This window comes from Prevotella sp. LCP21S3_D2, from assembly GCF_052118345.1.
Lineage (GTDB): Bacteria > Bacteroidota > Bacteroidia > Bacteroidales > Bacteroidaceae > Prevotella.
On sequence record NZ_JBQKHJ010000012.1, the window covers coordinates 1 to 22695 of the forward strand.

Annotated in this window: 22 protein-coding genes; 12 read left to right on the forward strand and 10 right to left on the reverse strand. The window is 46.2% G+C overall.

The features are described from left to right. The 3 genes from ACTQ16_RS09205 to nadB all read right to left on the reverse strand — a co-directional run. The coding region (locus tag ACTQ16_RS09205; protein WP_441937105.1) for a hypothetical protein at positions 1-498 on the reverse strand (498 nt) is incomplete at its 3' end. After that, positions 498-845 (reverse strand): helix-turn-helix domain-containing protein, encoded by a 348-nt coding sequence (locus tag ACTQ16_RS09210; RefSeq protein ID WP_441937107.1) that lies wholly within the window; start codon positions 843-845, stop codon positions 498-500. The genes ACTQ16_RS09205 and ACTQ16_RS09210, both read right to left, overlap by 1 nt. 291 nt (positions 846-1136) lie before the next feature. Beyond that, positions 1137-2726 (reverse strand): L-aspartate oxidase, encoded by a 1590-nt coding sequence (gene nadB / locus ACTQ16_RS09215; protein WP_294968885.1) that lies wholly within the window; start codon positions 2724-2726, stop codon positions 1137-1139. Between the two features lie 151 nt (positions 2727-2877). Here nadB and ACTQ16_RS09220 point away from each other — a divergent pair, with 151 nt between their 5' ends. From ACTQ16_RS09220 to ACTQ16_RS09240, 5 genes are all read left to right on the forward strand, one after another. Next, a complete protein-coding gene (locus ACTQ16_RS09220; RefSeq protein WP_441937109.1) occupies positions 2878-3297 on the forward strand; it encodes a PH domain-containing protein in 420 nt (139 codons plus the stop codon). A gap of 28 nt (positions 3298-3325) precedes the next feature. Then, positions 3326-4603 carry a D-alanyl-D-alanine carboxypeptidase/D-alanyl-D-alanine endopeptidase gene (gene dacB / locus ACTQ16_RS09225; RefSeq protein WP_441937199.1) on the forward strand — a complete coding sequence of 426 codons (1278 nt, stop codon included), beginning with the start codon at positions 3326-3328 and terminating at the stop codon, positions 4601-4603. A gap of 22 nt (positions 4604-4625) precedes the next feature. Continuing rightward, complete coding sequence (locus ACTQ16_RS09230) at positions 4626-5879, forward strand: mechanosensitive ion channel family protein (RefSeq protein WP_441937111.1); 1254 nt, start codon at positions 4626-4628, stop codon at positions 5877-5879. Positions 5880-6030: 151 nt separating this feature from the next. Then, a complete protein-coding gene (gene mutY / locus ACTQ16_RS09235) occupies positions 6031-7080 on the forward strand; it encodes an A/G-specific adenine glycosylase (RefSeq protein ID WP_441937113.1) in 1050 nt (349 codons plus the stop codon). A 37-nt stretch (positions 7081-7117) separates the two neighbouring features. Then, a complete protein-coding gene (locus ACTQ16_RS09240; protein ID WP_441937115.1) occupies positions 7118-7906 on the forward strand; it encodes a DNA/RNA non-specific endonuclease in 789 nt (262 codons plus the stop codon). Positions 7907-8034: 128 nt separating this feature from the next. Here ACTQ16_RS09240 and rbr read toward each other — a convergent pair whose 3' ends face one another. The 3 genes from rbr to ald all read right to left on the reverse strand — a co-directional run bounded on the left by rbr (position 8035) and on the right by ald (position 11631). After that, a complete protein-coding gene (gene rbr / locus ACTQ16_RS09245) occupies positions 8035-8577 on the reverse strand; it encodes a rubrerythrin (RefSeq protein WP_441937116.1) in 543 nt (180 codons plus the stop codon). Between the two features lie 154 nt (positions 8578-8731). Then, a complete protein-coding gene (locus ACTQ16_RS09250) occupies positions 8732-10360 on the reverse strand; it encodes a Na+/H+ antiporter NhaC family protein (protein ID WP_441937118.1) in 1629 nt (542 codons plus the stop codon). A gap of 164 nt (positions 10361-10524) precedes the next feature. Beyond that, complete coding sequence (ald, locus tag ACTQ16_RS09255) at positions 10525-11631, reverse strand: alanine dehydrogenase (protein ID WP_349226753.1); 1107 nt, start codon at positions 11629-11631, stop codon at positions 10525-10527. Between the two features lie 213 nt (positions 11632-11844). Between ald and ACTQ16_RS09260 the strand changes: the two genes are divergently transcribed. From ACTQ16_RS09260 to ACTQ16_RS09290, 7 genes are all read left to right on the forward strand, one after another. Next, positions 11845-12552, forward strand: a complete 708-nt coding sequence (locus ACTQ16_RS09260; RefSeq protein ID WP_441933875.1) for an SIMPL domain-containing protein — start codon at positions 11845-11847, stop codon at positions 12550-12552. Between the two features lie 52 nt (positions 12553-12604). Next, complete coding sequence (locus tag ACTQ16_RS09265; protein WP_441933873.1) at positions 12605-14014, forward strand: hypothetical protein; 1410 nt, start codon at positions 12605-12607, stop codon at positions 14012-14014. Between the two features lie 17 nt (positions 14015-14031). Continuing rightward, on the forward strand, positions 14032-14568 hold the full coding sequence (trxA, locus tag ACTQ16_RS09270; RefSeq protein ID WP_441937120.1) for a thioredoxin: 537 nt from the start codon (positions 14032-14034) through the stop codon (positions 14566-14568). Positions 14569-14716: 148 nt separating this feature from the next. Continuing rightward, positions 14717-16024, forward strand: a complete 1308-nt coding sequence (gene eno, locus ACTQ16_RS09275) for a phosphopyruvate hydratase (protein ID WP_441937121.1) — start codon at positions 14717-14719, stop codon at positions 16022-16024. Positions 16025-16114: 90 nt separating this feature from the next. Then, positions 16115-16861, forward strand: coding sequence for a ZIP family metal transporter (locus tag ACTQ16_RS09280; RefSeq protein ID WP_294968919.1), 747 nt, complete (start codon positions 16115-16117; stop codon positions 16859-16861). Positions 16862-17000: 139 nt separating this feature from the next. Then, positions 17001-17252 (forward strand): DUF4160 domain-containing protein, encoded by a 252-nt coding sequence (locus tag ACTQ16_RS09285; RefSeq protein ID WP_117693517.1) that lies wholly within the window; start codon positions 17001-17003, stop codon positions 17250-17252. Further along, on the forward strand, positions 17194-17478 hold the full coding sequence (locus ACTQ16_RS09290; RefSeq protein ID WP_228113194.1) for a DUF2442 domain-containing protein: 285 nt from the start codon (positions 17194-17196) through the stop codon (positions 17476-17478). Before ACTQ16_RS09285 ends, ACTQ16_RS09290 begins: the two co-directional genes overlap by 59 nt. Here the strand turns inward: ACTQ16_RS09290 and ACTQ16_RS09295 are convergent. From ACTQ16_RS09295 to ACTQ16_RS09310, 4 genes are all read right to left on the reverse strand, one after another. Beyond that, positions 17464-17967: an AzlD domain-containing protein gene (locus ACTQ16_RS09295; protein WP_441937123.1), complete on the reverse strand. Its 504-nt coding sequence runs from the start codon at positions 17965-17967 to the stop codon at positions 17464-17466. The two genes, ACTQ16_RS09290 and ACTQ16_RS09295, sit on opposite strands and share 15 nt — an antisense overlap. Beyond that, entirely contained in the window at positions 17873-18151 is a 279-nt protein-coding gene (locus tag ACTQ16_RS09300) for an AzlC family ABC transporter permease (protein ID WP_441937125.1), read from the reverse strand. Before ACTQ16_RS09300 ends, ACTQ16_RS09295 begins: the two co-directional genes overlap by 95 nt. Positions 18152-19162: 1011 nt before the next feature. Continuing rightward, the gene (locus ACTQ16_RS09305) at positions 19163-21352 is read right to left on the reverse strand and encodes a glutamine synthetase III family protein (RefSeq protein ID WP_441937129.1); all 2190 of its coding nucleotides are present in this window, start codon (positions 21350-21352) and stop codon (positions 19163-19165) included. 56 nt (positions 21353-21408) lie between these two features. Then, entirely contained in the window at positions 21409-22641 is a 1233-nt protein-coding gene (locus tag ACTQ16_RS09310; protein ID WP_441937131.1) for an LL-diaminopimelate aminotransferase, read from the reverse strand. Positions 22642-22695: the final 54 nt, after the last annotated feature.

The window sequence follows — 22695 nt, forward strand, 5'->3', positions numbered from 1 at the left end:
GTACTGGTCTCTATGTCCACGTCTCTCAGCCACATGCCACGTTAGGATTTCTTTCGTAAAGACATCGAAATACATGGTCAACTCAAAGAAGAACCAAGAGTATTTGATGACTGTCATGTCAGAGACGATAACTTGTCGAGGTCTGTCTACCGTGTCCCACGTGGAATAAATGAGGTTGGGGTACTTATCCTTTACCTTACGTGGTTTGTAATGTATCTTGTGTCTCGTTTGTGACTGAATACCAAGATATTGGAAGCATTTATAAGAGAAATTGTCGCTGATACTCAACTGTAAATTGATTCTTATGTACGCCGCCACCCACCTGTAGCCATGTGTAGGGTGTTCCGAGTGTATGTCCTCAACCACACCCACCATGAACTCACGATTGATCTCACGGGATGAAGGCTCTCTTCTAAGCCACTTGTAATACCCCGACCGACTTACTCCCATCATCTTGCAGATATCCTTGACAGGATACTCGTGCGATAGCATGTCCACTATTTTGAACTCTTCATTTTAAAACGAACATACTCCGTTTGCCCATCCTCGTTCTGCCTCACCAGATATTTTTTTTTGAGCCGTTCATTCTCAATACGCAAGCGTAGGATTTCTCGCTTATACCCCTCCTTGGTTTTGTCAATGCCCTCAGGAAGTATGTTCCCAATCTCAGCATCAGCACGAGCCAACCCCTCTATGCCTGCTTCTTCATATTGCTTCAGCCACTTCTTAAAAGAAGTTTCCGAGACATTGTTTGCCCTGCAGAAATCACCGAGCTTAACTTTGGAGTTTCCCTTGAACTTACGAATCAAGAACTCCTTTTCCAATGGATTTAAATGCTTTGCCATAAAAAGTTTCCTTTCTGGTGAATACTTGACGATAAGATAACCGTGCTTCGGCAAGTTGTGTGCCCTGTAGAGAGGGCGTAGCCCGAACGTAAGGGCACACAACTCTATCTGCTTGCAAAGGTAATCATTTTCCATCAGTTTTCCACCTTTCTGTGTCTACTTTTTGAGGGGCAGCAAAAGTGTAGTCATCAAAGTCATTAAGGATTTGAGCTTTCATATAAGCAAAGAAAAAGCCGCTAGGATATCGTGTGAGAATATCCTGGCGGCTTTATATGGTAGCTTGAAAAAACTTTATTTCTTGTCGTAAGCGTGAACAGGGTAGTCGATGGTATAGTGAAGACCACGGCTCTCCTTGCGCTCGATAGCCATACGGGTGATGAGGTAACCTACATTGATCATGTTGCGGAGCTCGCAGAGCTCCTTGCTCACCTTGACACGCTTGAAGAGATTCTCGGTCTCTTCGTAAAGAAGGTCGAGGCGGTCCCAGGCACGCTTCAGGCGAAGGTCGCTGCGCACGATGCCCACGTAGTTGCTCATACATTCGCCCACCTCCTTGACGCTCTGGGTAATCAATACCTTCTCCTCGTTGGTCAGGGTACCCTCGTCGTTCCAGGCAGGAACCTTCTCGTTGAAGTCGTATTCATCCACATGCTCCAGACTGTGCTTGGCAGCAGTCTCGGCATATACCACAGCTTCGATGAGAGAGTTGCTGGCAAGACGGTTGCCACCATGCAGACCGGTGCAGGAGCACTCGCCCAAGGCATAGAGGCGGTTGATGCTTGAACAGCCGTTCAAATCTACCTTGATACCACCACACATGTAGTGAGCTGCTGGACGAACTGGGATATAATCCTTGGTGATATCGATGCCGATGCTGAGACACTTGGCGTAGATATTTGGGAAGTGATGCTTGGTCTCCTCAGGATTCTTATGGGTAACATCCAGGCAGACATGATCCAGACCGTGAATCTTCATCTCCTTATCGATGGCACGTGCCACGATGTCGCGAGGAGCCAGGCTCAATCGCTTGTCATATTTCTCCATGAAGCTCTCGCCGTTAGGCAAACGCAAGATGCCACCATATCCACGCATAGCCTCGGTGATGAGGAAGGCAGGATGAGTCTCTCCTGGATGATAGAGAGCTGTAGGGTGGAACTGTACGAACTCCATATCGGCTACGGTACCCTTGGCACGGTAAACCATCGCCTCACCATCGCCGGTAGCAATGACAGGGTTGGTGGTAGTCTGATAAACAGCACCACATCCACCGGTACACATCACGGTAACCTTGCTCAGATAGGTATCCACCTTCTGGGTTTCAGGATTCAGAACGTAGGCTCCGTAACAGTTAATATAAGGTGTACGGCGAGTAACACGGGCACCCAAGTGGTGCTGGGTGATAATCTCTACTGCAAAATGATTTTCCTTGATATCAATGTCTGGGCAGTTGCGTACAGCCTCCATCAGACCGCGCTGGATTTCAGCACCCGTATCATCTGCATGATGAAGAATGCGGAACTCGCTATGTCCGCCCTCACGATGAAGATCGAACTTGCCGTCCTGCTGCTTGTCGAAGTTGACACCCCATTCCACGAGCTCCTTGATCTGCTCCGGTGCCATGGTGACAACCTGCTTCACTGCCTTATAATCGCTGATATAGTCACCAGCAATCATCGTATCTTGTATGTGCTTGTCGAAGTTATCTACTTCCAGGTTGGTAACTGACGCAACACCACCTTGTGCAAATGAAGTGTTCGCCTCATCGAGAGAGGTTTTGCAGATCATGCACACTTTACCTTTATGCGCTCTGGCTACTTTCAGGGCGTAACTCATACCGGCAACTCCTGAGCCGATAATCAGAAAATCATACTTATAAACCATGTGAGTTTATTCTAATAATGCTTAATTGTTTGCAAAAGTACTAATTTCTCTTTAATAATGAGTAAAAAGAGACGGATTTTTTGTAATTTTGCACCGAAATTTATGGTAATATGGTCTTTAAGACTATCAAAATGACAAATATTAACAAGATATGGCAGATAGAACTTTTCATAAACGCTTTACATTGACAGCCCGTTTGGGGGTGGCTGTCTTTGCATTTTTGGCTGGCTATTTCTTCTGGGTGAAGATGGCGATTATCGGCATCTTCCTGGCCATTGTCATCGTGGGCATGATAGAGCGTATTCTGAATACTACTTATACCTTTAAGAAGGTAAAACCTATCGACCGGGATTATGAGATGGAGTATCTGATCATCAACGAAGGAAGGTTCTCGTCCAACAAGAATGTACCGGTCTGCGACATCATAGATGTGCATCCGGTGAAGACTTTTATGGGACTGGACAGGTGTGTAGTGATAGAATATGGTCATAAGAACATGGTGGCCGTTCAGCCTGATAATGAAGAGGCTTTTGAGAAAGAAATTAAGAAACGACAAAGAAGTGAAGAATGAGGAACGAAGAGTGAAGAATTCAATTGTGATGGAAAAGATTAAATATATGATGTTGAGCCTGATGATGGCGATGGTTGTTGCATTGCCAATGCAGGCTCAAGATGTGAATGATGACGAGGTGGTAGAATCGCAGGACGAGACAGAATTGGCTGATTCTACCTTGATTGACTCCCTGGCTACTGATACCCAGAAGTTGCCTTGGCCTGTCTCGGTTCAGGTTGGTCTGGACAAACTCCTGGAGAGTAAGATGTTCGAGACATCGCAGGTGGGATTGATGGTATGGGACCTGGAGGCCGATTCCTGTATCTACAAGAGAAATGAGCGACAGCTGATGCGCCCGGCTAGTACAATGAAGCTCCTGACTGCTATTACGGCATTGGATAAATTGGGCGGTTCTTACCAGTTTAAGACGACTCTCAAGTATACTGGAACCATAGAAAATGGAGTCTTAACCGGCGATGTTTATTGTATCGGTGGCATGGATCCCCGTTTTAACAGCGATGATATGGCAGCCTTTGCCAATGGGTTGAAGGAGATGGGCATCGACACCATCCGTGGCAGTATTTATGCAGACCGTTCTATGAAGGATGCTACTCTGTTGGGCGAAGGATGGTGCTGGGATGATGACAATCCGGTGTTGTCGCCTTTGGTATTCTCCCGTAAGGACATCTTTATGGATAGATTTCTGGCAAAACTGGAGGATGTAGGTATTCTCTACGAAGGGATGTATTCTACCATAAAACCTTGTCCGGCTAATGCTTTTACCATCTGTACCCGTTTCCATACAATGGATCAGGTGCTGCATAAGATGATGAAAGACAGTGATAATCTCTATGCCGAGAGTATGTACTATCAGATAGCTGCCTCTACCGGCAACCGGTCAGCCAGTGCCAAGAGTGCCAGAAATGTGGAACGACAGTTGATTAGAAAAATTGGACTCGATCCGTCCCGTTATAAATTGGCTGATGGTTCCGGGTTGTCTTTGTATAATTATCTGAGTGCCGAACTGGAGGTAAAATTGCTGCGTTATGCTTATAAGAATGATAATATCAAGGAGCATTTGATGCAGTCACTGCCTATCGGGGGAGTGGATGGCACGTTGAAGAGGCGAATGAAGAATAGTTTTACTCATGGTAATGTAAGGGCAAAGACCGGTACTTTGACGGGTATCATCTCACTGGCTGGATATTGCAAGGCTGCCAATGGTCATGAACTTTGCTTTGCCATTATTAATAATGGTATCATGCATGGCAATAATGCCCGTAATTTTGCAGATAAGGTTTGTACCTTGCTCTGTCAACCGTAATTTAGTTAAGACTTAATAGTTTATGGAAGAAATTCGTAAGTTTGTAGATGAAATGATAACATGGGCCGGTGTCACAGGTGATTATGTGCCTATGCTTCGTCATATTTTGCTTACCGTCACCGCTTTCTTGCTGGCGATGCTGAGCGATTTCCTATGTCGGAAGATATTGGTTCCGTTGATATCCAAGATAACGGAGAAGACGGAGGCGTCTTGGGATGATGTGCTTTTCAACAAGAAGGTGCTTACTTCTGCCTGCCATATCGTTCCCGCCGTAGTTATCTGGTCGCTCATGCCGCTTATCTATCTGGAATATCCGATATTCAAGGAGATTCTGGAGCGTGCTACGGGTATCTATATCGTAGTGATGTCGGTACGTACGGCTTTGGTTTTCATCGGTTCTTTCAAAGGATTGGAGAATGGGGATGAGCGCCGTTCTTCGGCTCAGCAGTATTTCCATACCGTCTGCGGCGTACTTCGAGTGTTGATGCTCTTTGTGGCTGGAGTGGTTGTGGTTGCTATTTTGCTGGGTAAGAGTCCGATGACCTTGTTTGCCGGCTTGGGTGCTACTTCTGCTGTTTTGATGTTGGTATTCAAGGATACCATCCTCGGTCTGGCTGCCGGTGTGCGACTCACCAGTAATGATATGCTGCACAAGGGCGACTGGATTACCGTGAAGTCGGTGGATGCCAATGGTATTGTGGAGGATATGTCGCTTACTACCGTAAAGGTGCGTAATTTCGATAATACCATCGTTACCATTTCGCCAGCTACCCTGGTGAATGGTTCGTTCCAGAACTGGATTGGTATGCAGAAGAGTGGGGGAAGAAGAGTAAAGCGAATTGTTTATTTCGATTTCCGCAGCATCCGGTTGGTAGATGAGACTTTGAAGCATACCTTGCTTGCCAAGCATTTCGCCACAGAGGATTCCTTTAAGTTGAAGGAATCTCTTCAGAAGGTGATAGAAAAGGATATAGAGGCGGGAAAGGATATAGAGGATCTGAAGAATCCTGCTGCCCTGGCTCCAACCAATCTTCAGCTTTATCGCAGGTTTATGGAGAAATATCTGCGTCAGCGCCCTGAGGTGAATACGGAACTTACCTTGATGGTTCGTCACATGGAAGCTACCCAGTGTGGTCTTCCTATCGAATTCTATTTCTTCATCAAGGATAAGGTTTGGGTCAATTACGAGCATATCCTCGCCGATATCATGGAACATGCCTATGCGCTTGCCAATGAATTCGGTCTGAAAATTTATGAGCAATATCCGGAACAGTAATTACTTTGAACATTGAGATTTGAACTTTATGAATAGTTACTGTTTCGGCGGATTTGCAATCCGCCGCCGTATGGGTAACTATTGCGGATTTGTAATCCGCTAAAAGGACCGAAGCAAGAAAGTAACGCCCTGAAAGGGCAAAAGCATAATAATGATCAATAACTCTTTTTTTTCAACAGAAATATTCCGTTGGTTTCGTGAAAACGGCAGGGATTTGCCTTGGCGTGAAACCCGCGACCCTTATGCCATCTGGCTGAGCGAAATCATCCTTCAGCAAACCCGCATAGTCCAAGGTTGGGAATATTGGGAACGGTTCATGCAAACCTATCCCAAGGTAGAAGACCTGGCTGCAGCCAGCGAGGATGATGTCTTGAAACTCTGGCAGGGTTTGGGGTATTATTCCCGTGCCCGCAATCTTCATGCTGCTGCCAAGCAGATTGTGGCTCTCGGTTCTTTCCCCAACACCCTTGACGGCATCAAATCCCTGAAGGGAGTAGGCGATTATACCGCTGCTGCCATCGGCTCTTTCGCTTTCGATATTCCGGCAGCTGTGGTTGATGGCAATGTCTATCGGGTGCTTTCCCGATACTTCGGTATTGATACTCCCATCAATTCAACCCAGGGGAAAAAAGAGTTTGCTGCTCTGGCGCAATCGCTCTTGCCTGCATCCGATGCGGCATCCTATAATCAGGGAATGATGGATTTCGGTGCGATTCAATGCACTCCCCAGTCTCCGAAGTGCCTGCTCTGTCCGCTTGCCGAAACCTGCGAGGCTTTGCGTAGTGGCAGGGTAGAGGAACTGCCTGTCAAGAACAAGACCGTGAAGGTGAAAACCCGCCATCTCTCCTATATATATATAAGGTGTAAATCTTCGGTGGCGGATGGTTCTGAAATTCCAGAACCGATGATAGCCATCCATCGACGTGGCGAAGGGGATATCTGGCAGGGATTATGGGAGCCTTATAATATTTCGGATGTCAAGGAACTTCCTTCTTTCGTGAAGAATCCGATATTATTGGCTAAAGATGTCAAGCACGTTCTGACTCATCGCATCCTTCTTGCCGACTTCTATCTCCTGGAAACTGACTGCCGTCCTCAACTCCCAGATGATTACATCTGGATCAAGGAAAGTGAGATAGAAGACTATGGGGTTCCGAGACTGATAGAAATCATGTTGGAAAAGATTAATCCAGCAGAATAGGATAAATACATAATAATCTCTTCATATAGAATTAAAGATGATTCAATTCAATAAGAAATTGAGAGGATGGCTGCTGCTTGGCATCATCGCTCTGCTCTCTACTTTGGGCTTGTCATCCTCTATGTTGCCGGCAGCACAGGAGGATGCACCGGGGATAGAAATCCCTGTTTCCAAGAAAAAGGTATCGCAAACCATCAGAAAGCGTTTTGCCTATACCGTATCATATAATCACGATACCCGTCAGCCTAATTGGGTGGCATGGTCATTGACCCGCGCTCATGCTTCAGGAAAGTTGAAGCGTGGCGACTTTGAGGATGATATGGATATGCCATCACCTAAGGGAATGAAGGCAGATTACTACAACAGCGGTTATGATAGGGGTCATCTCTGTCCGGCTGGCGATAACAAGTGGAATCAGAAGGCTATGGACGAGTGTTTCCTGATGACCAATATGTGTCCCCAGACCCATGCCTTGAATGCGGGTGTCTGGAATAGTATCGAACAGCAGTGTCGTACCTGGGCAAAGAAATACGGTAAGGTATATATCGTATGCGGTCCGATATTCCTGAATAAGCAGCATCGCAAACTGGGTAAGAACAAGGTGGTGGTGCCTGATGCTTTCTTCAAGGTAATCCTCCGAACTGGCAAGAATCCGCAAGCCATCGGTTTTATCTGTCGCAACCAGGGAGCTACCGGCTTGCAGAAAAAGGACTTCGTCAACTCGGTAGATGAGGTGGAGCGTATCACCGGCTACGACTTCTTCTCCAAACTTTCTGATAACATCGAGAAAAAGATAGAGGCAAAAGCCGATATCAACCAGTGGTAAAAAAGAAAATCCCCTGATGCATATCTTATTGCATCAGGGGATTTTTATCTGGTTCTATAGGAAGTCTTCTATATGATAGGTTCTATGTTATAATCCTATCCTATCGTTCAATTTCCTGTAATAGAATCTTAGTAGTTCTGAGCCTCAATCTGGAAGTAGCTTTGTGGGTGGTTGCAGACTGGACAAACCTCTGGAGCCTGCTTGCCTACTATGATATGACCGCAGTTAGAGCACTGCCAGATGCAGTCGCCGTCGCGAGAGAAGACGAGCTTGTCCTGCACGTTCTTCAAGAGCTTGCGATAACGCTCCTCGTGGTGCTTCTCGATTTCAGCCACCATCTCAAACTTGGCAGCAATCTCCTCGAAGCCTTCCTCGTGAGCTTCCTTTGCCATGCGTGGATACATTTCTGTCCACTCATCGTGCTCACCATTGGCAGCAGCCTCCAGGTTCTTCTCTGTATCCTGGATAGCACCGCCCTCCAGGTACTTGAACCACAACTTAGCGTGCTCCTTCTCGTTGGCAGCTGTCTCCTCAAAGATGTTGGCTATCTGAACATAACCGTCCTTCTTAGCCTTACTTGCAAAATATGTGTATTTGTTACGAGCCTGTGACTCACCAGCGAATGCCTCCTGGAGGTTCTTCTCTGTCTTTGTACCTTTCAATTCCTTCATAATGTCTACTTTTATAATATTAATATGTTCTTTATTAAATTCTTTTGCAAAGAAAATGCAAACGAGCGCAATGAAAGCTTGCTTTCAAATTGCCGAGTGCAACTTTTTATGCAAAGATATTAAAAATATTTTCAATATTCAAATAAATTAAGAACTATTTAACTTTTTGGCGCTTATTTAAATAAAATAAAGCAAAACCGAGCATGGCAACACCGAAGATCCACGAGATGATGGCACTGGTTACCATTCCCAGCGTATGGGTGAAACCTGCCACGATGAATGTCAGGAAGCTGACGGTAGCTACAGTCAAGGCATAAGGCAACTGAGATGAAACATGATGCACATGCTTGCACTCGGCTCCTGCACTCGCCATGATGGTGGTATCGCTGATAGGTGAGATATGGTCGCCACAGACAGCACCTGCCATGCAGGCAGAGATGGAAATGATGCGCAAAGGGTCGGCCCCTGGGAATACTGCGATACAGATAGGTATCAGGATACCGAAGGTTCCCCAGGATGTACCTGTGGCGAAAGCCAGGAAGGCAGCAACTAGGAAGATGATGGCTGGCAGGAGCATCTGGAGTTCAGAAGCGCTGCTTGCCACTACGCTAGATACATATTCTGCTGCACCCAAGGAGTCGGTCATGCTCTTCAGGGTCCATGCCAGGGTAAGAATCAGAATGGCTGGTACCATCGCCTCGAAGCCCTTGATCAGACTACTCATCGCTTCATCGAATGGTAAGGTCTTGCGAGCTGTAAACATCACGATAGTTAGAATCAGGGCTGCCAATGAACCAATCACTAGACCTATAGAGGCATTGCTGCCTGCAAAGGAATCTACGAAATTCATATAGTTGGCATTGTTGGCATCAAAGAAACCTCCCGAATATACCATACCTGCCATGCAGAAGATAATCAACATAATGATTGGAATCACAAGATCGCTCACAGAGCCTTTGCTCTTGGATGATTCTTCCTGCTTCGCTCCCACACCATGCTCCACGATCTGTAGCTTGGTATCGCTCACCTCGTCGAGCTTTCCTCCGTTGGTGCGTTCATACCATTCTTTGAGTCTTGCGTCATATTTGCTCATCGCCTTGAAGTCGAAGCCCAAGATCACGATGCCAAACATAAAGAGGATGGTGAAGAATGCGTAGAAATTATAAGGTATCGCCTTGCAGAAAAGTGCCAGTCCGTTCTCGCCTCCCGATACGAAGCCCGATACTGCTGCTGCCCAACTGGAGATTGGGGAGATGATGCAGACAGGAGCTGCTGTGGAGTCGATGAGATAGGCAAGTTTCTCCTTGGTTACGCCGTTGCGCACTGCGATAGGGCGCATCACAGAACCTACGGTAAGGCAGTTGAAGTAATCATCGATGAATATCAGAATACCGAGCAGAATGGTGGCAATCTGCACACCAATCTTCGACTTTACGTGCTTGGAAGCCCATCGGCCGAAAGCCGCAGAACCACCCGCCTTGTTCATCAGTGAAACGATGCTGCCCAATACCACCAGGAATACCAGAATGCCTACATTCCATGGGTCGGAAAGGCAATGTATCAAACCGTATGTCTTGGCATCATCGCCTTCACCTACAGTGTGGTTGGTCAGGTGAACGAGGAATCCGTCGAATCCTGTTCCCATCGAAATACAATATTGAACGGCACCCAGAATCATACCGATAAAAAGAGAAGAATAGACCTCCTTCGTCTTCAGCGCCAGAGCGATGGCGACGATGGGAGGCAGTAACGACCATGCGGTCCCAATCATGTTGTAATCCATTTATTATTAATATGTTTTTAAATTTTTGAATATTCCCTTGCAGAATCGCTGCCCACGAGTCTATCTTTATCATTGGAAAGGCACACAAAAAACATCATAACTTTTAAACCCAACGGAATCGAAGGGCTTAAAAGTTATGTTTCATGAATTTATAATGCGATCTCCTATAATACCATCTCTTCGTATTCCAATCCGAAGACATCGGCAACCGCCTTGAATACTACCTTGCCATTCACGATGTTCAATCCCCGATACAAAGCCTTGTCTTCCTTGCACGCCTTTCGCCATCCCTTGTCGGCAAGAGCGAGGGCATACTTCAGGGTGGCATTGGTCAAGGCGATGGTTGAGGTATGAGGCACGGCTCCCGGAATGTTGGCTACGGCATAATGCACAATGCCATCTACCATGAATGTCGGATCGGAATGGGTGGTTGGATGAGAGGTCTCGAAGCATCCTCCCTGGTCGATAGCCACATCCACCAGTACGGTGCCAGGTTCCATCAACTTCAGCATGTCTCTGGTAATCAGGTGTGGAGCTTTGTCTCCCGGAACGAGTACGCTGCCCACCACGATGTCTACATCTGAAAGTTCTTTTCGGATGTTGTGCTCATTGGAGTAGAGGGTGTGCGCATTGATCGGCAATTCCATCTCCAACTGGCGAAGACGAGGCAGACTGATATCGGTAATCCACACATCAGCGCCTAATCCTGTTGCCATTCTTGCTGCAGCTTCTCCCACGGTTCCACCGCCTAGAACGAGAACCTTCGCACGGTTCACGCCCGGCACACCGCTGATCAGCTTACCCTTGCCGCCCTTGGTCTTCTGCAGATAGTAGGCACCATTGATAATCGCCATTCTTCCTGCTACCTCACTCATCGGAATGAGCAGTGGCAGATGATGGTTGTCGGTTTCTACCGTCTCGTAAGCCAGGCAGACAGCACCACTCTTGATCATGGCATCGGTGAGCTCTCTGTCGCAGGCAAAATGGAAATAAGTAAAAACAAGCTGATCCTGATGGATGAGTGGATATTCCTCGGCGATAGGTTCCTTCACCTTGATAATCATCTCAGCCTCGCGATACACACTCTGGATGTCGGGCAGGATCCTGGCTCCTACCTTCTCATACTCTTCATCAGCAAAGCCACTGTTCTCACCAGCGGTATGCTGCACCATCACTTCGTGTCCATGTCGAATGAATTCAGCTACACCAGCAGGAGTCATTCCTACACGATTCTCATTATTCTTGATTTCTTTTGGAATACCTATCTTCATGATGTTATGTTTTTAAAGGTTATACATCATTTTAACGGGATAAAGATAGTGAAAAAATCAATAGGTTGTATCGTTTGTATAGAAGATTTAACATATCTTTCTTGCCTGGTTAAGATTAGAACATAAAAAAGATTAAAAAAGATGGCTGCTATCATCTTTTTGCTTATCTTTGTCCTCGTAAGCATTTCAAACTTAATAAATGGAGGACTTATTATGAATGTCAATACGGGTATCAAGCAAGCAGTGATCTTAGCCATAGGCATTATCGTGCTTGGATTTTGTGTCAAGTCTGGACTTGAAAGTGTGATTGCCAAAGACCGCAAAGTGGTGGTGAAAGGATTGGCAGAAAAGGAAGTTGAGGCTGATAAGGTGACATGGCCTATCGTTTCCAAGGAAATAGGCAATGACCTGCCTGAACTCTATCAAAAAATCAACGCTACCACCAGTACCATCCGTCAGTTCCTGCTGGCAAATGGTGTGAAGGCAAGTGAAATTAATGTCAATGCGCCTGTGGTCATCGACCTCAATGCTGAGCGATATGGAGAAAACCGCCAGGGGTACCGTTATAACATCACGTCGATTATCACCGTTACTTCGCATAACGTGAAACTGGTTCGCGGCATCATCGCCCGTCAGGGTGACCTGCTCCAGAAGGGCGTCGCTATCGTGGATGGTGGCTACGAGAATCCGGTGAAGTATGAATATGTTGCTTTCCGACAGATGAAACCTAAGATGATGCAGGAGGCAATAGAGAATGCAGAGAAGACTGCTTCACAGTTTGCCGAAAACAGCAAGAGCAAGATTGATAAGATCATGAATGCCGACCAGGGACAGTTCTCTATAGAAGACAGGGATTCGAATACACCTTATATTAAAAAGGTGAGAGTGGTGACTACGGTTACCTATTCCTTGAAAGACTAGTAAAAATCTGGTAATCGGAAAAATCTAGTAATTATATATATCAATGTACGAAATGAAAAAAATGATTTACATGGTGATGGCGCTTGCCTCACTAAGCTACTCAACCCAGACTATGGCGCAGTCACAGGGATTGCAGAAAAAGGTGAATGCCTACTTCCTGCAGTCGCTCAAAGCGCAACAGAAAGCATTGGAGAAAGACGGTAAGGCAGAATTCGCTAAAAACACACCTCTTGACACCAAACTCCATGCCGCTATTGACGGCAAGGATATCGCCAGCTACCAGAAGATGGTCTGGACAGCATGGTGTGATGCCAACAAGAACCTGCAGGAAGAGAAACTCATCGAGCCTGAAGATTTGAAGTTGGAAAAAAACAGCTCCTGGAATCTGCCTCAGTGCCTGGAGCCTAATGCCGTGATGCCTTATTATTATGGTAAGAAGGGAATGGCTGCTGACGGTAAGTTCCCTCTCTTCCTGTATGTTCACGGATCGGGACCTAAGGACCATGAGTGGTCAAATGGCATCAAGCTCGGTCTTAGCTTCCAGGATTCTCCTTCCATCTATTTCATTCCTCAGATTCCTAACGAGGGTGAATATTATCGCTGGTGGCATCTCTCTAAGCAGTATGCTTTCGAAAAACTGATTCGCCAGAACCTGGTAAAGGGTGAGGTGGATGCCAACCGTCTCTATGTATTCGGCATCAGTGAAGGTGGATATGGAAGTCAGCGTCTCGCTTCCTTCTATGCCGACTATTGGGCTGCAGCGGGTCCGATGGCTGGTGGTGAACCTCTGAAGAATGCGCCTGTGGAAAACTGTGCCAACATCGGTTTCTCGTTCCTCACGGGTGCTGATGATACCGGTTTCTATCGCAACGACCTGACCTGGTACACCCAGGTGGCATTCGATTCTGCGCAGTTGGCTCGCCCATTGTCAGTAGATAAGACTCCAATCTTCCGCCATCGCATCCAGCTCTTGCCGGGTATGCAGCATCACATCACTTATGGTCTGACTACTCCTTGGCTCAAGCAGTTTGTTCGCAATCCATATCCTAAGACCGTACTTTGGGAGGATTTCGAGATGGATGGAAGACATCGTTCCGGTTTCTACAACCTGCAGGTGCTGGCTCGTCCATCAGAGCAGAGAACTTACTACGAGATGGATATCGACAAGAACGTGGTTTCCATCAAGGTGAGCAATGTGGATTATACCACTATCTTGAAGGATAAGCAGTGGGGCATTGATCTGAAGTTCAACCGCAGCTATTCTGTAGCAACAGGTGGAAGGCTGAGGGTTTATCTCAACGACCAGTTGGTTAACCTCAATGAGCCTGTAACCATCATGGTAAATGGCAAGCAGGTATTCCACGGTATTGCCAAGGCTGATTTGCAGGCAATGGTGAATAGTTGTGCGGAATACTTCGACCCATGTCGAGTATATCCTGTTGCAATCGATTTGGCTTATTAATTTTAAAGAATGATTAGATGAAGAAAAATGTTTGTTTATATGCCATGATGGCTTTAGCCTTTATGGGATGTTCGCAAAACAACAAGAAACAGGAAGGCATCTCAAAGGGGCTGCCTTCTCGTGTTGAGTCTGAGAGTAAGGCAGAGAAGGTTGGTCAGTCAGTAGCTGGCAGTAGTAATCAGTCTGCTTCTGTTGGAAAGGTGCAGGTGCTTACAGCTTCCGATTTCAGGAAGAAGATTATGGATTACGAGTCTCATCCCGATGAGTGGGTGTTTGCAGGCTCCCGTCCTGCCATTATCGATTTCTATGCCACCTGGTGTGGACCTTGCAAGATGATGGCTCCCATGGTAGAATCTCTTGCCGGGAAATATGCCGGCAAGGTTGATTTCTATAAGGTGGATATTGATCAGGAGCCAGAACTGGCTTCCGTCTTCGGCATCCGTAGCATCCCTACCTTCCTCTTCATCCCGATGAAGGGCAATCCCACTATGCAGATGGGCGCCATGCAGAAGGAAGATTTCGAGGAGATAATCGGGAAAGTGATGGGGAAGTGATAAATGGTGATTTACTGCATACTTATAAGTAGGTTTTTCTTGGCAAATACCTAGTTTTGATGATGTCCGAAATTTGGTGGTTTATCAGATAATACCTAAATTTGCACTCGGAAAAAATGTTTAATGTAATTAAAAGTATTATAGTATTATGATTATCGAAAATGTTCATGCAAGAGAAATCTTGGATTCTCGTGGCAACCCTACTGTAGAGGTTGAAGTTTCTTTGAAGTCAGGTGTCGTAGGTCGTGCATCGGTTCCTTCTGGTGCATCCACTGGTGAGAACGAGGCGCTGGAACTTCGTGATGGCGACAAGAACCGCTATGGCGGCAAGGGTGTCTTGAAGGCTGTGGAGAACGTGAATCTGGTGATTGCGCCTGCTTTGGCTGGCTTTTCTGCCTTAGAGCAGCGTGCCATAGATTATAAAATGTTGGAACTGGACGGCACCAAGACCAAGTCAAACCTGGGTGCCAATGCCATCCTCGGTGTTTCTCTGGCTGTGGCTCATGCTGCTGCTGAGTATCTCCATATCCCATTGTATCGCTACATCGGCGGTTGCAATACTTACACTCTTCCTGTTCCTATGATGAACATCATCAATGGTGGTGCTCATTCTGATGCGCCTATCGCTTTCCAGGAATTTATGATCCGTCCTGTGGGTGCTCCTTCAGAGAAGGAGGCTATCCGTATGGGTGCTGAGGTGTTCCATGCTTTGGCTAAGCTCCTGAAGAGCCGTGGACTTTCTACTGCCGTAGGTGATGAGGGCGGTTTCGCTCCTGCACTCAATGGTATTGAGGATGCGCTCGACTGCATCTGCCAGGCTATCAAGGATGCCGGTTATGAGCCAGGAAAGGATGTGAAGATAGCCATGGACTGTGCTGCCAGCGAGTTTGCCGTTCAGGAGAATGGTGAGTGGTTCTACGATTACCGCCAGTTGAAGGATGGCAAGAAGAAGGATCCTAATGGTAAGAAACTGACTGCTGCCGAGCAGATCAAGTTCCTGGAGGAGCTGATTACCAAATATCCTATCGATTCTATTGAGGATGGTCTTGATGAGAACGATTGGGACAACTGGGTGAAGTTGACCGCTGCCATCGGCGACCGTTGCCAGTTGGTAGGTGACGACCTCTTTGTTACTAACGTGAAGTTCCTGGAGAAGGGTATCAAGATGGGTGCTGCCAACTCTATCCTCATCAAGGTGAACCAGATTGGTTCTCTCACCGAGACACTGGATGCTATCGAGATGGCTCATCGCCATGGTTACACCACCGTTACTTCCCATCGTTCTGGTGAAACCGAGGATACTACAATTGCTGATATTGCCGTAGCAACCAACTCTGGTCAGATTAAGACAGGTTCTATGAGTCGTACTGACCGTATGGCTAAGTACAACCAGCTTATCCGCATCGAAGAGCAGTTGGGTAATAACGCATCTTACGGTTATAAGAAGTTGAAATAGGAATGATGATATGAAATTGGAGAACACCAATTTCACCATAACAAAACATAATTAGTAATAACTGAATAACTTCGATATATTTTATTGATTATGACAAACGTATTGATTAGTGCTGCCGGGCTTTGCGGTGCCACGATTATAGGTGCCATTTTGGGATTCTTCGTCAAGGAGTTGCCCCATAAATGGAATGATGCTGTGTTGGGATATTGTGCCGGAATCATGCTGGCAGCTTCCACGTTGGGACTGATAGTGCCAGCCTTCGAACAGACCAGTCTTTGGTGGCTGGTAGTAATCGGCGTGATGGCAGGAGCCCTGTTCCTGAATGTGCTAGATTGGGTAACTCCCCATCTTCATCACATCACGGGCCTAGACCCCGAGGAGCATCGCAACAATGTCAGGCTCAGTCATGTGATGCTCTTCGTGATGGCGATAGCCCTGCACAAACTGCCCGAAGGCATGGCGGCTGGAGTGAGTGTCTGTTCGGCAGAGGGAGCAACGGAGTGGGGGGTATCCTTCGGTATCGCCCTGCAGAACATCCCAGAGGGTATGGTGATTATTGCTCCCTTGATGTTGGCTGGTGTTACAGCAGTCCGCACCTTCTTCATTTCCATTTTCATCGCCCTGCTCGAAGTGGTAGGCATTCTGTTGGGTTTCGGTTTGGGCTCAGCCTCTACCACCTTCCTCCCCGTGATGCTGGGTTTTGCCGGTGGTGCCATGCTTTATGTAACGAGCGACGAGATGATTCCTGAAACCCATGCCCATGGTTTTCAGAAGCAAGCCACTTACGCTCTTCTCCTGGGATTCATCACCTTTGTGTTGATGGAGAAATATGTATAATCAGATTCTGATGAGGAGCATATAGCAAAGGGTGCCTGCCATATAAAAAGGTGTAAATATCTTAATGAATGATAGTACTATCAGATTATTTGTTTATCTTTGCTGACGGAAGTGAGAATATCTTAAAAGAAAGATAATTATGAGTCCAAAGTTTAAAGAAATAAATGGTTTTGTGTTTAAGATTTACTCCAATGAGGAATTACGAATGCATATTCATGTCGTAAAAGCGGAAAATGAGGCTAAGTACTGGTTGGAACCAGATATTGAGTTAGCAGAAAATTTTGGCTTTAGTAGTAAAGAATTAAGTTTCATCGAAAAAATACTTAAAGAAAATGGAGACGATTTTAAAATCAAATTCGCAAGACACACAGGTAAGCGTCTTGATGATTAATGATAAGGGCATTATGCTTTCTGTAAAAGGTAATGATTATTTTATATCTTATAATAGGATACCTTGGATGAAACATGCATGCATCTCTGATGCCCTTGAGGTAAGAATGAGTGGTAAAAATGCTATAGAATGGCCCAAACTTGATGTGGATTTGGAAATTGATAGTTTGAAACATCCAGAACGTTATCCCCTCATTATGAAGAGAAATGAATTAGAAGTATTGTAATGTTCCTATAAAATGTTGAGCCTTTCTGCATACTCTTGCAGAGAGGCTGTTCTGATTAATTATATCATCAAAAAGTTGGAAAAGTGTAAGTAATGGCCTGAAAATGGGTTGGAAAAATGTATAAAATTGGCTGTTGAGCAGCATATAGCAGAGGGTGCCTGCTGCTATCGACCACATCATATTCCTTTTCCATACGTGGATGAGGATGGTGAAGGCTACGGCTGCCACCTGCGCCAAGGAATCCTTTGAGGTCGAAGGATAGAAACGGACCGATGAGGCCGCCCAGCGTTGCCCCAATAACCCAATAGGTTTCATCGAGCCAGGTAATCCAGAGCAGGTATCATCCTCTGTCGGTTCCTTCCGGAATCTTGGAAGTACTAGCCAGGGCAAAGGTCTAGCCCGACATGCCGAAGATAAGGAAGAATTTCTTCCATCCCAATCCTTTATATTTTTCGAGCATCGAGAGCCCATAAAACAGATGTCGTGCATTCACCATCAATACCATCAGGAGGGCTTGTAGGGGATGGAAGCTGCCCAGCAGCATGTTGCTCAGCAAGAACTCTGCACTGCCGGCATAAACGGTAATGGCGAGCAGCATAGGGTACAGAAAGTTGAAGCCCAACTCATGCATATAAATGCCATAAGTCAGTCCCAAAAATCCATATCCTGCCATGATAGGCAGTGAAGTATGGAAAGCGTGATATAAAGCAACCTTTCTTTTTCCCCTCTCTCTTATTTATGTTTGTAGATTCGTCTTGCCTGTAATTGAAAATTCCTCCTGTAAATCTTCTGCAAAAGTACTCACAAATTATGAGAAAAAGAAAGATTCTGCCGGGAATATGAGTATGGCAGATGAAAAATAGCATAGTTGTGGTATGGTTAGTGCAAACGTTTCAGTCTGTAGTACTAACGAATAAAAGTTATTGATTATCATATAAGAAGTTGTCAGAAAATATAGTATATGTTTCTGGAACAGTTAGTATCGTACCCCGCACAACAGCTGTTGTGCGCTCGCATAACAGCTGATATGCGCATGTACAACAATTGATGTGCATGCGTAGTACAGCTGCTGTGTATCCACTTGATATATCAAAACGGGAGTATCGAATTCTTTCGTTAAAGGCGGTTATGCTTGTCGTTTAAGGTGTATAATTTTTGCTTGAAGAACCATAAAATAATCCCAAATCCTGGCTATTTCTTGAATTGAACCCTAAAGAGTGTTAATTTATTAAACCTATATTGATATTTTTGGGCTTTTCTTGTGCTTTTTCGATAAAAAGCAAGGATATTTTGTACAGTGCTTTCTATGTTTTTAACATTAAATTTCTTTGCTTTCCAGATAAATTTGCAACCTTTGCACCAGAAACCCCACTGATAGTGCATTTGCACAGCAATGTTATTTAACCCATCTTGCTATAAGGTGGGGTTTTTTATGCAGTTTAGGTACTACTTTAGGTACTCAATGCTTTGTTGAGGCTGTTTTGAATGTGGTTTTACTTTATGTAACTATCTGAAAATAAAAAGGCTACACCATTTCACAATGATGCAGCCTGCAAACTTAAACAACCAATAAAAGAAATAGATTGATCGTTCAATTGTTATATCTGATGAAGAGTAGCTCTTGTTAGAGCTTTGTTTTTTATCTGTCAGAAATATGTCTTATCTATTTTGAAGACATTGCTGATTAGCGGATGAAGAGAAGCTCACGATACTTAGGCAAGGTCCAGAGCTCATCGGCTACTGTCAACTCCAACTTGTCAATCTGATAACGGATCTCCTCCATCTTTGGAGCTACCGTGTCATGATAAGCAATTGCCTTATCGTGCTCATTCTCAATCTTGTTGGCTACCTTGCGGGCATTTACCAACTCCTCAACACCTGTCTCGATGATCTGAGTGCGCTCGGCAATCTTCTTGATGATATTGATGTTGCGGGCAGTCAACTTCTTGCCTTCCTCGTCACCGAAGATGTCAATCATGTTCTCCACATTCTTAGCCAACTGACTCTGATAGTGAGTAGCCACTGGGATGATGTGGTTCATGCTCAAATCGCCCATTACACGAGCCTCAATCTGAATCTTCTTGGTGTAGGTCTCCCATTTCACCTCGTTACGGGCTTCCAACTCGTTCTTCTTCATGACGCCCATATCCTCGAACATCTTGATAGATGCAGGGTCGAGATAACGCTCGAAAATCTTTGGACAGCTCTTCTCGCAGTCCAGACCACGCTTGGCAGCTTCCTCTACCCATTCATCTGAGTAACCATTACCGTCGAAACGGATAGGCTTGCAGGTCTTCAAATCCTGACGAACGATATCGATGATGGCAGATGTCTTGTCCTCACCCTTGGAAATCAACTCATCCACACGCTTCTTGAAGTCGGTCAAAGCCTCGGCTACGGCTGTATTCAATACAATCATTGCTGATGCACAGTTAGCCTCAGAACCTACGGCACGGAACTCGAAACGGTTACCGGTGAAGGCGAATGGTGATGTACGGTTACGGTCGGTGTTATCAATCATCAACTCAGGAATCTCAGGGATATCCAACTTCATGCCCTGTTTGCCTGCTACGGTGAAGAGATCCTTCTTGTCGGCTTTCTCAATGTGCTCGAGAAGGTCGGTCAACTGCTTGCCGAGGAATGAAGAGATGATTGCTGGAGGTGCCTCGTTGGCGCCCAGGCGATGCGCATTGGTTGCGCTCATGATAGAAGCCTTGAGCAAACCGTTGTGCTTGTATACACCCATCAAAGTCTCTGTGATGAAGACTACGAAACGGAGGTTGTCCTCTGGTGTCTTGCCAGGGCCATGAAGCAGGATGCCGGTATCTGTAGCGAGACTCCAGTTGTTGTGCTTACCGGAACCGTTGATGCCTGCGAATGGCTTCTCATGGAGAAGTACGCGGAAACCGTGATGGCGAGCCACCTTCTTCATCAAGCTCATCAAGAGCATGTTGTGGTCAACGGCAAGGTTGGTCTCCTCGAAGATAGGTGCCAACTCAAACTGGTTTGGTGCTACCTCGTTGTGACGGGTCTTGCAAGGAATACCGAGTTCAAGAGCCTGGATTTCCAAATCCTTCATGAATGCCTGAACACGCTCAGGAATGGCGCCGAAGTAGTGGTCGTCCATCTGCTGGTTCTTTGCAGAATCGTGACCCATCAGGGTGCGGCCTGTCAGCATCAGGTCAGGACGTGCTGCATACAAGCTTTCATCTACCAGGAAGTACTCCTGCTCCCAACCGAGATTGGAAATAACTTTCTTGACATCTGGGTTGAAGTAGTGGCAAACCTCTGTTGCTGCTACGTTTACAGCGTGCAATGAACGGAGCAATGGAGCTTTATAGTCGAGTGCCTCACCTGTGTAAGAAATGAAGACAGTAGGGATACAGAGTGTATCATCGATGATAAATACAGGAGATGTTGGATCCCATGCAGAATAACCGCGAGCCTCGAAGGTTGAGCGGATACCGCCAGATGGGAAAGAAGAAGCATCAGGCTCCTGCTGAACGAGCAACTTGCCTGAAAATTCTTCGATCATACCACCCTTGCCATCATGCTCGATGAAGGCATCGTGCTTCTCTGCAGTACCTTCTGTCAATGGCTGGAACCAGTGGGTGTAGTGTGTTACGCCATTCTCGTCAGCCCACTGCTTGATGCCTTTGGCTACGGCGTTGGCGATGTTACGGTCGAGACGAGCTCCGTTGTCGATGACATCTACCAGTTTCTCATAGACATCTGCAGGGAGATACTTGTACATCTTCTGTCGGTTGAATACCTTCTTTCCGAAGAATTCACTTGGTCGCTCGCTAGGAGCGGTTACCTCAACAGGCTTTCTCTTGGAAGCCTCTGAAACAGCTTCAAATCTTAAGTTGCTCATACCTTATATAATTTAAAATTTCTGATTTTCAATGTTTTTATAATCTGTTGGAATGTTTATTTTCCCAGCCATTTGGCTATTCTCTCCATGGCTTCCTTGCAGTCCTCATGCTCGCCGAAGGCGGTGAGTCGGATGTAGCCTTCGCCCGATGGACCGAAGCCGACACCTGGAGTGCAGACTACGCTGGCACCATAAAGCATCTCTTCGAAGAATTTCCAGCTAGGTGTATTGTTTGGCGTCTTCACCCAGAGATAAGGTGCATTCTCACCGCCATATACTCTCAAGCCGAGTTTCTGGAGTTCTGCTCTCATGAAGTGGGCATTCTCCATATAGTAGTTGATGGTTGCCTTCACCTGTTCCTTGCCCTCAGGGGTATAGATGGCTTCGGCAGCACGCTGGCTGATATAGCTGGTACCATTGAACTTGGTGCACTGGCGGCGGTCCCAGATAGGATTCAATGCCACTTCCTCGCCGGCCAGTGTCTTTGCCTTCAGTTCCTTTGGAACGATGGTGTAACCGCAGCGCACGCCAGTGAAACCGGCAGTCTTCGAATAGCTGTGGAATTCTATTGCCACCTTTCTGGCTCCGCGGATTTCGTAGATAGAATGAGGAATTTCCGGGTCGGTGATATATGCCTCGTAGGCTGCATCATAGAGGATGATGCTCTCGTTCTTGATAGCGTAGTTTACCCATTTTCTGAGTTCTTCCTTCGAGATGACCGTACCCGTAGGGTTGTTTGGATAGCAGAGGTAAATCATATCCACACGGTGGTCAGGAATCTGAGGGATGAAGTCATCGCTTTCATCGCAAGGCATGTAGGTTACGTTACTCCACTTGCCATTCTCAAAGATTCCCGCTCTACCTATCATCACGTTAGAATCTATATAAACCGGATAAATCGGGTCGGTAACGCCGATGTTGTTATCCCATCTCAAAATCTCCTGGATATTTCCCGTATCGCTCTTGGCTCCATCGTTTACGAAGACCTCGTTGGCATCGAGATGAATGCCACGGGGCAGGAAGTCGTTCTTGATGATAGCCTCGCGGAGGAAGTCGTAGCCTCGCTCCGGACCGTAGCCTCGGAAGGAAGCCTGCACAGCCATCTCGTCTACAGCCTTGTGCATTGCCTTGATGACGGCAGGGCAGAGAGGCTGGGTTACGTCACCGATGCCCAGACTGATTACACGCTGCTTTGGATGTGCAATCTTGTAGGCGTTCACCTTCTTTGCGATGTCGGCAAACAAGTAGTTGTTGGCCAACTTCAGGAAATGTTCATTAACTAATGCCATATTTTGTTTCTCCTTTTATTTGTGGTCATTATCGACCATTTGTTATTTAAGTTT

Bases quoted from the DNA above. Each gene is read 5' to 3' on its own strand.
- ACTQ16_RS09210 (WP_441937107.1), bottom strand. From the start codon at position 845: ATGGCAAAGCATTTAAATCCATTGGAAAAGGAGTTCTTGATTCGTAAG.
- nadB (WP_294968885.1), bottom strand. From the start codon at position 2,726: ATGGTTTATAAGTATGATTTTCTGATTATCGGCTCAGGAGTTGCCGGT.
- ACTQ16_RS09220 (WP_441937109.1), top strand. From the start codon at position 2,878: ATGGCAGATAGAACTTTTCATAAACGCTTTACATTGACAGCCCGTTTG.
- dacB (WP_441937199.1), top strand. From the start codon at position 3,326: ATGGAAAAGATTAAATATATGATGTTGAGCCTGATGATGGCGATGGTT.
- ACTQ16_RS09230 (WP_441937111.1), top strand. From the start codon at position 4,626: ATGGAAGAAATTCGTAAGTTTGTAGATGAAATGATAACATGGGCCGGT.
- mutY (WP_441937113.1), top strand. From the start codon at position 6,031: ATGATCAATAACTCTTTTTTTTCAACAGAAATATTCCGTTGGTTTCGT.
- ACTQ16_RS09240 (WP_441937115.1), top strand. From the start codon at position 7,118: ATGATTCAATTCAATAAGAAATTGAGAGGATGGCTGCTGCTTGGCATC.
- rbr (WP_441937116.1), bottom strand. From the start codon at position 8,577: ATGAAGGAATTGAAAGGTACAAAGACAGAGAAGAACCTCCAGGAGGCA.
- ACTQ16_RS09250 (WP_441937118.1), bottom strand. From the start codon at position 10,360: ATGGATTACAACATGATTGGGACCGCATGGTCGTTACTGCCTCCCATC.
- ald (WP_349226753.1), bottom strand. From the start codon at position 11,631: ATGAAGATAGGTATTCCAAAAGAAATCAAGAATAATGAGAATCGTGTA.
- ACTQ16_RS09260 (WP_441933875.1), top strand. From the start codon at position 11,845: ATGAATGTCAATACGGGTATCAAGCAAGCAGTGATCTTAGCCATAGGC.
- ACTQ16_RS09265 (WP_441933873.1), top strand. From the start codon at position 12,605: ATGAAAAAAATGATTTACATGGTGATGGCGCTTGCCTCACTAAGCTAC.
- trxA (WP_441937120.1), top strand. From the start codon at position 14,032: ATGAAGAAAAATGTTTGTTTATATGCCATGATGGCTTTAGCCTTTATG.
- eno (WP_441937121.1), top strand. From the start codon at position 14,717: ATGATTATCGAAAATGTTCATGCAAGAGAAATCTTGGATTCTCGTGGC.
- ACTQ16_RS09280 (WP_294968919.1), top strand. From the start codon at position 16,115: ATGACAAACGTATTGATTAGTGCTGCCGGGCTTTGCGGTGCCACGATT.
- ACTQ16_RS09285 (WP_117693517.1), top strand. From the start codon at position 17,001: ATGAGTCCAAAGTTTAAAGAAATAAATGGTTTTGTGTTTAAGATTTAC.
- ACTQ16_RS09290 (WP_228113194.1), top strand. From the start codon at position 17,194: ATGGAGACGATTTTAAAATCAAATTCGCAAGACACACAGGTAAGCGTC.
- ACTQ16_RS09295 (WP_441937123.1), bottom strand. From the start codon at position 17,967: ATGCACGACATCTGTTTTATGGGCTCTCGATGCTCGAAAAATATAAAG.
- ACTQ16_RS09300 (WP_441937125.1), bottom strand. From the start codon at position 18,151: ATGGCAGGATATGGATTTTTGGGACTGACTTATGGCATTTATATGCAT.
- ACTQ16_RS09305 (WP_441937129.1), bottom strand. From the start codon at position 21,352: ATGAGCAACTTAAGATTTGAAGCTGTTTCAGAGGCTTCCAAGAGAAAG.
- ACTQ16_RS09310 (WP_441937131.1), bottom strand. From the start codon at position 22,641: ATGGCATTAGTTAATGAACATTTCCTGAAGTTGGCCAACAACTACTTG.